Raw genomic sequence first — 6,695 nt, 5'->3', positions numbered from 1 at the left:
GTCCCCCCGGATTCACCCTCAAAGGTGAGTGGGTTGTCCACAATGCCCGCGCTGTCCACCAAGATCCACAAGGTGGGCGGGAATGCGGGACCGTCGGTGCCGGAGGTGGTGCCGGATGAACGCGAAGGGCGTGGCACAGCAGGCATTGGGGCGGTACGGCGAGAACCTCGCGGCCCGGCGGCTGACCGAGGCCGGGATGACCGTGATCGCGCGGAACTGGCGGTGCCGCGGCGGCGAGATCGACATCGTCGCCCGGGACGGGGACGCCCTCGTCGTCTGCGAGGTCAAGACCCGCCGGGCGGGTGAGTTCGAGCATCCCATGGCCGCCGTTCGGCCCGCCAAGGCCGAGCGCTTACGCACGCTCGCCGGGCGCTGGCTCGCCGACCACGGCGGACCACCCCCGGGCGGGGTGCGGATCGACCTGGTCGGGGTGCTGCTGCCACGGCGCGGCGCCCCCGTGGTGGAACACGTACGGGGGGTGGCCTGATGGGATTCGCGCGAGCCTGCTCGGTGGCCCTGGTCGGCGTCGACGGCGTGGTGGTCGAGGTACAGGCCGACCTGGAGCCCGGTGTGGCCGCCTTCACCCTGGTCGGGCTGCCGGACAAGACCCTGGTCGAGAGCCGGGACCGGGTGAGGGCGGCCGTGGTCAACTCGGGGGCGGCCTGGCCGCAGAAGAAGCTGACGGTCGGGCTGAGCCCGGCCTCCGTACCGAAATCCGGCGCCGGCTTCGATGTGGCCGTCGCGGCGGCCGTGCTCGGGGCGGCCGAGGTGGTCGACCCGGCTGCGATCGCCGACCTCGTCCTGCTCGGGGAGCTGGGGCTGGACGGCCGGGTGCGCCCGGTCCGCGGGATCCTGCCGGCGGTCCTCGCCGCGGCCGAGGCCGGCTACCGGCAGGTGGTGGTGCCGCAGCAGTGCACGGCCGAGGCCGCGCTGGTCCCCGACGTCTCGGTGCTCGGCGTACGCAGCCTCCGCCAGTTGATCGCCGTCCTGACCGGTGGTGAGGTCCCCGAGGAGGAACCCTGCGAGCCCCCTGGCCGGCCCGACCCGATGCTGGCCGGACTCCTCGTCCCGGGGGCGGGACTGGGCACGGGCCTCGCCCGGGGCCGGCCCGGCCGGGAGGATGGCGCGGACCTCCCCGACCTCGCCGACGTGGCGGGGCAGCACACGGCGCGCCGCGCCCTGGAGGTGGCGGCCGCCGGAGGACACCACCTCTTCCTCAGCGGACCGCCCGGGGCGGGCAAGACCATGCTGGCCGAGCGGCTGCCCCGGCTGCTGCCGCCGCTCACCCGTCAGGACTCCCTTGAGGTCACGGCCGTCCACTCGGTCGCGGGAATCCTCCCGCCCGGCGAACCCCTGGTCGCCAGACCGCCCTACTGCGCACCGCACCATTCGGCGACCATGCAGTCCCTGGTGGGCGGGGGTACCGGGATCCCCAGGCCCGGGGCGGTCTCCCTGGCCCACCGGGGCGTGCTCTTTCTCGACGAGGCCGCGGAGTTCCACAGCCGGGCGCTGGACGCGCTGCGGCAACCCCTCGAATCGGGGCACGTGGTCATCGCCCGCGCCGCAGGAGTGGTAAGGCTGCCCGCCAGGTTTCTGATGGTGCTCGCCGCCAACCCGTGCCCGTGCGGGCGCCACACCCTGCACGGAGCAGGGTGTGAATGCCCGCCCTCGGTGATCCGGCGTTACCAGGCGCGGCTGTCCGGGCCCTTGCTTGACCGGGTGGATCTGAGGGTGGAGGTCGAGCCCGTGACCCGCGGCGACCTGCTGGGGCGTGGCGGCCGCGGGGAATCCACCGCGGTGGTCGCCGACCGGGTGCGGCAGGCCCGGGAGCGGGCCGCGGCCCGGCTCGACGACACGCCGTGGCGGCTCAACTCCGAAGTGCCCGGGCGGGAACTGCGCACCCGGTGGCAGGCGGGACCCGGCGCGCTGGCTCCCGCCGAGCGCGATCTGGAACGGGGGCTGCTCACCGCGCGCGGGCTGGACCGGGTGCTCCGGGTCGCCTGGACCGTGGCCGACCTGCGGGGGCGGGATCGGCCCGAGGCGCTGGACGTGGCCGTCGCACTGGAGCTGCGGACCGGGATCGCCCGCGGGGCCATGTCGCTGCCGGGGGCGGGGACATGACCGGCTCCGGGGACGCGGAACTGCTGGCGCGGGCGGCGCTCACCCGGGTGCTGGAGCCTGGGGACGCACACGGCGGACGATGGCTGCGGGAGTTCGGCGCGGTGCGGCTGATACGACTGCTGACCGCCCCGGGGGCGGAGCCGGACATTCCGTCCGGGGTGCGGCCCGAGCGGCTTGCCGGGTACCGCAGGCGGGCCGCGCTGGCCGACCCCGGGCGGGACCTCGCGGACGCCGCCGAGGCGGGAGGACGGTTCGTCTTCCCGGGATCGGCGGAGTGGCCGACCCAGCTCGACGACCTGGGCGACGAGAGGCCCGTCGGACTGTGGCTGCGGGGCCGGCCGAACCTCCGCACCTGGGCGCTGCGTTCGGTCTCCGTGGTCGGGGCCCGCGCCTGCACCCCCTACGGCGCGCACATGGCCCAGACCCTGGCCGCCGGACTCGCCGAGCGGGGCTGGGTCGTGGTGTCCGGCGCCGCGTTCGGGATCGACGGCGCCGCCCACCGGGGGGCCCTCGCCTCGGGCGGCGCGACCGCGGCGGTGCTGGCCTGCGGGGTGGACGTCGCCTACCCGCGCGGACACGCCGGGCTGCTCGGCCGGATCGCTGGGCAGGGGCTGATCCTCGGGGAGCTGCCACCGGGCAGTCACCCGACCCCCAGCCGGTTCGTCATGCGCAACCGGGTCATCGCCGCTCTCACCCGGGGCACGGTCGTCGTGGAGGCCGCGCACCGCAGCGGCTCCCTGGTCACGGCCCGGCGCGCGCAGCGCCTGGGGCGGTTCACGATGGGCGTCCCCGGCCCCGCCACCAGCGGGCTCTCCGGCGGTGTGCACGAACTGCTGCGGGGCGAGGCCGCGCTCGTCACCGACGCGGCCGAGGTGATCGAGCTGGTCGGGGCCATGGGCGAGCTGGCTCCCGAGCGGCGCGGCCCCGTGCTCGCCCGGGACCTGCTGGACCCGGAAACCGCCCGTGTGCTCGAAGCACTGCCCGCCGGCCGCCCGGCGGACGCGGCCGAGCTGGCACTTGCCTCCGGCACCGGCGCCGATGAAGTCATCGGCAGACTGTACGAACTTCACTCTCTGGGGTTCGTCGAACGGCAGGGCGACGGCTGGCAGTTGAGCAGACAAACGGCTGGAGGAGGCACACAAACCGGGGCTGACCGGCGAGGCGGTCGTTGACCTGGGGTGTTCCGGTGAAAGAGTGAAACCGATGAGAGACGCGGTCTTCCCGGTGGCGGTCGCCGGGACCGAGCGCCAGGCGCCGGTCCCGGGTCGCCCGCGCGAGTCCGGGCGCCTCCCGGCTCCCGCGCCATCCCGTACTCTTCGCGCACCGCGACACTCCCGTCACGCTACGCTCCCAAGGAATCCGGCTCCGGCAAAGGCGAAGCATGCCCCAGCACACCTCAGGGTCCGACCGCGCTGCGGTGCCCCCCGCTGCCCGCGGCAGCGTGCGGTCCACCGCGCCCTCGTCCCTGGAGGTGCTGTGGCGCTCGTACAAGGAGTCGGGTGACGAGCGGCTGCGGGAGCAGCTGATCCTGCACTACTCACCCCTGGTGAAGTACGTGGCCGGCCGCGTCAGCGTGGGCCTGCCGCCCAATGTGGAACAGGCCGACTTCGTCTCTTCCGGGGTCTTCGGGCTGATCGACGCCATCGAGAAGTTCGACATCGAGCGGTCGATCAAGTTCGAGACGTACGCGATCACCCGGATCCGCGGCGCGATGATCGACGAGCTGCGGGCCCTGGACTGGATCCCGCGCTCGGTCCGGCAGAAGGCGCGCGCCGTGGAACGGGCCTACGCCACGCTGGAGGCCCAGCTGAGGCGCACCCCGACGGAGAGCGAGGTCGCCGGGGAGATGGGGATCGGCGTGGAGGATCTCCACACCGTCTTCAGTCAGTTGTCGCTGGCCAACGTGGTCGCCCTGGAGGAGCTGCTGCACGCCGGAGGGGAGGGCGGCGACCGCCTCTCGCTGATGGACACCCTGGAGGACACCACCGCCGACAACCCGGTGGCGGTGGCCGAGGACCGCGAGCTGCGGCGCCTGCTGGCACGGGCCATCAACACGCTGCCCGAGCGGGAGAAGACCGTGGTGACGCTCTACTACTACGAGGGACTCACGCTGGCCGAGATCGGCAACGTCCTCGGCGTCACCGAGAGCCGGGTCAGCCAGATCCACACCAAGTCCGTCCTGCAACTGCGCGCGAAGTTGGCAGATGTGGGGAGGTGAGCTTGCGCTACCTCCGTAGAGTGGATGCGTGCCCAGGATTCGAGCGGCCTCCGTGGCCGAGCACCGGTCGATGCAGCGCGGCGCCCTCTTGGACGCTGCGCGTTCCCTGCTGTCCGAAGGCGGGACGGAGGCGCTGACCTTCCCCGCCCTCGCGGAGCGGACCGGGCTCGCCCGGTCCTCCGTGTACGAGTACTTCCGCTCCCGCGCCGCCGTGGTCGAAGAACTGTGCGCCGTGGACTTCCCCGTGTGGGCCGCCGAGATCGAAGCGGCGATGGAGCAGGAGGAGTCACCGGAGGCGAAGATCGAGGCCTACGTGCGCAGCCAGTTGGGGCTGGTGGGCGACCGGCGCCACCGCGCGGTGGTGGCCATCTCGGCCAGCGAGCTCGACGCGGGCGCGCGGGAGAAGATCCGTGCGGCGCACGGCGGGCTCATCGCGATGATCGTCGAGGCGCTGAGCTTCCTGGGGCACGCGGAGCCGAGGCTGGCCGCGATGCTGCTCCAGGGCGTCGTGGACGCGGCTGTGCGGCGGATCGAGCTCGGCGCGGCGGAGGATCCCGACGTCGTGACGGAGGCCGCCGTCGCCATGGCCCTGCGGGGCGTCCGGGGCTGAGGCCCCCGGGGCTCAGCCCCGGACCCGCGCGCCTCGAACTCCGGCGAGGCCGGAGCGGCGGCCGGCGGTGCCGGGCCGGAGCGTGGTTCCCGCCTTTCAGGCGCCGGTGGGTTCTGCCGGGAGCAGCCTGGGGGTGGGCCGGGGGAGCAGGCCGAGCGGGTTGAGGTACACCTCACCCGCCAGGAGCCCCCAGTGCAGGCAGGGCGCCGGGCAGTGCGAGCCGTCCGTCAGCACCGCCACCACCTGGCCTGCCGTGACCTGCTCGCCCTCCGTGACCAGGGGCCGGACCGGCTCGTAGGTGGTGCGCAGCCCGTTCGGCAGGGCCAGCGAGAGCACTCCTCGCCCGGCGACGGGCCCGGCGTAGTGGACCCGGCCGGCCGCGACCGCCCGGAGCTCCGCGCCCACCGGCGCGGACAGGTCCACGCCGCGGTGACCGGCTGCGTAGGGGGTCGGCGGCGGGTCCCACCAACGGGCCACCGACAGCGGGGCGGGCAGCGGGCGGACCCCGGGAAGGGCCGACTGGGCCAGGGCCAGGAGCAGGCTGAGCAGCATGGTCGTCATGGACCCCAGCCTCCCGCGCGCGCCCGGACCGGTGCCTGGGCCTGTGGACGGCCGGGGCATTGTGGACAACGGCGTCACCCGGCATACCGCCGGGTCCCGTACACTTCTTGTGGCGATCCGGGTCACCGGGTCGACTTCGCACGCCCCGGCGCCAGGCTGAAACAGCCAGGTGACAGCGTCTCTCGGTCCCTCATGGGGGCAGGGCGCGGTGGGGCGTCAGGAACCAAACCGAGAAACCAAGGAGATGGCCATGGCCGTCGTCACGATGCGGGAGCTGCTGGAAAGCGGCGTCCACTTCGGTCACCAGACCCGCCGTTGGAACCCGAAGATGAAGCGCTTCATCTTCACGGAGCGCAACGGCATCTACATCATCGACCTGCTGCAGTCGCTGTCGTACATCGACCGCGCCTACGAGTTCGTGAAGGAGACCGTCGCGCACGGTGGCTCCATCATGTTCGTCGGTACCAAGAAGCAGGCCCAGGAGGCCATCGCCGAGCAGGCGACGCGCGTTGGTATGCCGTACGTCAACCAGCGGTGGCTGGGTGGCATGCTCACCAACTTCTCCACCGTCTACAAGCGCCTTCAGCGTCTGAAGGAGCTTGAGGCGATCGACTTCGAGGACGTCGCCGCCTCGGGTCTCACCAAGAAGGAGCTCCTGGTCCTCTCCCGCGAGAAGACCAAGCTGGAGAAGACCCTCGGTGGTATCCGCGAGATGTCGAAGGTTCCCAGCGCCGTCTGGATCGTCGACACCAAGAAGGAGCACATCGCCGTCGGTGAGGCGCGCAAGCTCCACATCCCGGTCGTCGCGATCCTCGACACCAACTGCGACCCCGACGAGGTCGACTACAAGATCCCGGGCAACGACGACGCGATCCGTTCCGTCACCCTGCTCACCCGCGTGATCGCCGACGCCGTCGCCGAGGGCCTCATCGCCCGCTCCGGCGCTGCGACCGGCGACTCGAAGCCGGGCGAGAAGGCCGCCGCCGAGCCGCTCGCCGAGTGGGAGCGCGACCTGCTCGAGGGCGAGAAGAAGGCCGACGAGACCGAGGCCGCCCCGGCCGCCGAGGCTGACGTCGAGGCCCCGGCCGCCGAGGCTGTCGTCGAGGCCCCGGCCGCCGAGGCTGTCGAGGCCCCGGCCGCCGACGCCGAGCAGGCCTGACCCACTGAGAGCGCCCGGCGTTCACG

General features: G+C 73.2%; 7 protein-coding genes. 6 read left to right on the top strand and 1 reads right to left on the bottom strand.

Annotation, left to right across the window (positions count from 1 at the left end):
• Positions 1–115: 115 nt before the first annotated feature.
• From ACWGIU_RS25410 to ACWGIU_RS25390, 5 genes are all read left to right on the top strand, one after another.
• Positions 116–487 (top strand): YraN family protein, encoded by a 372-nt coding sequence (locus ACWGIU_RS25410; protein WP_453709417.1) that lies wholly within the window; start codon positions 116–118, stop codon positions 485–487.
• On the top strand, positions 487–2,121 hold the full coding sequence (locus ACWGIU_RS25405) for a YifB family Mg chelatase-like AAA ATPase (RefSeq protein ID WP_453709415.1): 1,635 nt from the start codon (positions 487–489) through the stop codon (positions 2,119–2,121). The genes ACWGIU_RS25410 and ACWGIU_RS25405 overlap by 1 nt, the downstream gene beginning before the upstream one ends.
• Positions 2,118–3,293, top strand: a complete 1,176-nt coding sequence (gene dprA, locus ACWGIU_RS25400) for a DNA-processing protein DprA (RefSeq protein ID WP_453709413.1) — start codon at positions 2,118–2,120, stop codon at positions 3,291–3,293. Before ACWGIU_RS25405 ends, dprA begins: the two co-directional genes overlap by 4 nt.
• Before the next feature lie 209 nt (positions 3,294–3,502).
• Entirely contained in the window at positions 3,503–4,339 is an 837-nt protein-coding gene (gene whiG, locus ACWGIU_RS25395; protein WP_453709411.1) for an RNA polymerase sigma factor WhiG, read from the top strand.
• A gap of 52 nt (positions 4,340–4,391) precedes the next feature.
• A complete protein-coding gene (locus tag ACWGIU_RS25390; protein ID WP_453709419.1) occupies positions 4,392–4,949 on the top strand; it encodes a TetR/AcrR family transcriptional regulator in 558 nt (185 codons plus the stop codon).
• A gap of 96 nt (positions 4,950–5,045) precedes the next feature.
• Here the strand turns inward: ACWGIU_RS25390 and ACWGIU_RS25385 are convergent, their stop codons facing one another.
• Positions 5,046–5,510: a M23 family metallopeptidase gene (locus ACWGIU_RS25385; RefSeq protein ID WP_453709409.1), complete on the bottom strand. Its 465-nt coding sequence runs from the start codon at positions 5,508–5,510 to the stop codon at positions 5,046–5,048.
• A gap of 250 nt (positions 5,511–5,760) precedes the next feature.
• Here ACWGIU_RS25385 and rpsB point away from each other — a divergent pair, with 250 nt between their 5' ends.
• Entirely contained in the window at positions 5,761–6,669 is a 909-nt protein-coding gene (gene rpsB, locus ACWGIU_RS25380) for a 30S ribosomal protein S2 (RefSeq protein ID WP_453709407.1), read from the top strand.
• Positions 6,670–6,695 lie beyond the last annotated feature (26 nt).

Source organism: Streptomyces sp. NPDC054840 (assembly GCF_053611065.1).
The sequence above is the reverse complement of the archived record's forward strand: the minus strand, read 5'-3'. Positions and strand labels throughout refer to the sequence as shown.

Bases quoted from the DNA above. Each gene is read 5' to 3' on its own strand.
- ACWGIU_RS25410 (WP_453709417.1), top strand. From the start codon at position 116: ATGAACGCGAAGGGCGTGGCACAGCAGGCATTGGGGCGGTACGGCGAG.
- whiG (WP_453709411.1), top strand. From the start codon at position 3,503: ATGCCCCAGCACACCTCAGGGTCCGACCGCGCTGCGGTGCCCCCCGCT.
- dprA (WP_453709413.1), top strand. From the start codon at position 2,118: ATGACCGGCTCCGGGGACGCGGAACTGCTGGCGCGGGCGGCGCTCACC.
- ACWGIU_RS25405 (WP_453709415.1), top strand. From the start codon at position 487: ATGGGATTCGCGCGAGCCTGCTCGGTGGCCCTGGTCGGCGTCGACGGC.
- rpsB (WP_453709407.1), top strand. From the start codon at position 5,761: ATGGCCGTCGTCACGATGCGGGAGCTGCTGGAAAGCGGCGTCCACTTC.
- ACWGIU_RS25385 (WP_453709409.1), bottom strand. From the start codon at position 5,510: ATGACGACCATGCTGCTCAGCCTGCTCCTGGCCCTGGCCCAGTCGGCC.